The sequence below is a fragment of the Desulfocicer niacini genome (assembly GCF_054657595.1).
In genome coordinates, this window is sequence record NZ_BAAHYK010000123.1 from 1 (window position 1) to 2,425 (window position 2,425).

A 2,425-nucleotide genomic window follows, 5' to 3' on the forward strand; every position below is an offset into this window, starting at 1 on the left:
CTGCTGAGGTAGACTTGAAGGCTACCTTTTCATATAACTGCCACGGGCAGATCTCATTTTGATCTCGTTCTGCCCACAAGTAAGCATAAAAGCGTGTTAGGCTTATCTACTCTTTCTTATAAACGGCGAATCTGAAAACTTATGACCGGCGCGGTTATAATAAAAACGGGGTAAGAAAGGTGGCAACGGCACCGGCGGTAATCAACCTCATGGCCGCACCCAGCACTGCCGCACCCATGGCTTCCATGTGGGTTAAATCAGTGGCATCCGACCAGATGGCAGGGATCTGACCAAAGATGACTGACAGGGGAAATCCAGACGCTGCAAGCACAACAGACCCGATAACCAATTGAGGGGGAAGAGTCGCTACAGCATCTTTAAGTTGGGCAGTGGCCAGGGTCGGAGAGGCTAAAATGCTTACAATACCACTTTTGGGATCAATGGAGAGGGTTGACAAAAGAGAGGTTAGGCCGCTTTCAATGGGGTGCCATACTCCGATGAACTCCAAAGCGCCGATCAAGGCAAAAATCACTCCAACCGCCGGTATAATCAACAGGAAAAGCAATTCTGCTCCCTCTTTGGCTGCACCAAATATGGTTGGCAGCACGCCGGTATCCGGTGTAAAGGAGGGCATCTCTTCAAGAGGCACTGCCTTTGTATCCCTCCAAATGGTCAGTTTGAGCAGGCCCGGAACAATAAAGAGAGGGGCAAACACGGAAAGTGCAATCACCACAAACACATTGGCCTGGATGGCGGTAAGGGCGATAATACAGAACATGAAGGTGGAAAAGGATTGCTGGGACTGAACCATGGTGCAGATGGCGATTTTTTGTTCATCTTTGGTGGCCCCTGCTTTGACCAGGATGGGACCGGCAATTCTTCCGGCCGCATTTATATCGCCAAGAATATTATAGACCGACGGTACGATGACCGATGAGTTGACTCCGATGACCCGGGTGATGGGCAAAAAAATTCGCATCAACGCGTCAGTGAAACCAAAGCGTTCCAGGATACGGCCGATGAGCACGCTGATAATGATGGCAACGCCTACTTTTCCCGTGAGAAACACCTTGACCATAATGGGGTAGGCTTTGTTCAGCATGGCATCAAAAATACCCGATATAAACTGGGGGTTAAAAATCAGTCCTAACAACGAGAGGACGACCAGAATCAACCCGACAATCTCAATCTTGCGAAGTTTCTTTCCAGGTTTTACTTGTGCAGCAATTTCATTCATTTTGTGCTCCTCCTTATTGTTTATGTTCTTTTTTTACCAGATAGGTCTCTGCCATATGTTTGGCATACGCCTGGGCTTTCGGACCTCCGAATGAATCTATGGGTATACTGGTCATGCGTTCTTTGAATATAACCACCTCAATTTGAGGTAAAAGCATGCTGATGGCCCTGGCAAGGGGAAGCCCGTTCTCCATGATTTCAAGGGCATGGGAATTGCCGACGATGAAATTGAGTCCCAGCTCTTTTGCTTTTTTAACCAGATCATGGTCGGGGAACACCCTGGAGATGGTTGCAAGCACCGTATCCACACCCGGATGCTGGCCCAATACACGTTCCATATGCTCCGGCGTAAAGCCGGTGTGGGGAAAAATATGCATTACCTTGTTCACGGGATTGCCGGGACTGCCCTCAAGAATGATTCCCCTTGTACAGACAGCGGTCTCTTCAATATCCTGACAATTGCGTACCCTTTTTTCTTGTTTAAGAAGTCTCTTTTCGGTCTCCAGATCCATAAAAGTATCCAGCCTTGACAGCATGTCTCCCAAGGTTTTCACCCCTTGAACAGGCGTGCCCACAAACAGTATATTTCCCGGTATATGGCTGTATTTAATATCGACAAAAGAAGCATCGTGACCGTGAAGATATGCAATTCCCGGATGAAGACCGTGAAATGCCTCATGAAGCTCCAGCACAGCCAGATTGTAGAGTCCAAGATAGGTTCGAAGCAATACCCCGCCGGAGCTGGCACCATCGGCAACGGGATGATGGGCCACAATGGCATCAACACCTGAAGCACCGGCAAGTTCAATGGCACTTTCCGTCAGCGTCATCATCACGGCCACTTTTCTGACCGGCTGATCAGGATTACCCACCACAAGGCCCGGGGTTTCCGTGACGGCCTTTCCCGGAATATCCGACGATTTGGTCACCACAAAGGGATTCCTGCCGGTTGCCGCATCCCCCGAACCAATGACCCGCCCCCCGGTAATCACATCCAGCGCCTTTTCCAAATCCCTTACAATAATATGCTCTTTCATCCTTCTTTCTCCTTTTTTTATAAGAAAGAGTAGATAGGCTTAACACTCTTTCATGCTTCGTTGTGGGCAGAGCCGGATAAGAATACGGCCTGCCCGTGGCAGTTATATGAAAAGGTAGCCTTCAAGTTTGCCTCAGCAGAGCCCCTCCCCCG

2 protein-coding genes are annotated in these 2,425 nt (G+C 49.2%); both read right to left on the reverse strand.

From position 1 onward, the window contains the following. Positions 1-154: 154 nt before the first annotated feature. Positions 155-1,237: a hypothetical protein gene (locus ACYQ2M_RS24955; RefSeq protein WP_459919117.1), complete on the reverse strand. Its 1,083-nt coding sequence runs from the start codon at positions 1,235-1,237 to the stop codon at positions 155-157. Between the two features lie 13 nt (positions 1,238-1,250). Continuing rightward, positions 1,251-2,273, reverse strand: a complete 1,023-nt coding sequence (locus ACYQ2M_RS24960) for a Nif3-like dinuclear metal center hexameric protein (protein ID WP_459919118.1) — start codon at positions 2,271-2,273, stop codon at positions 1,251-1,253. Positions 2,274-2,425 lie beyond the last annotated feature (152 nt).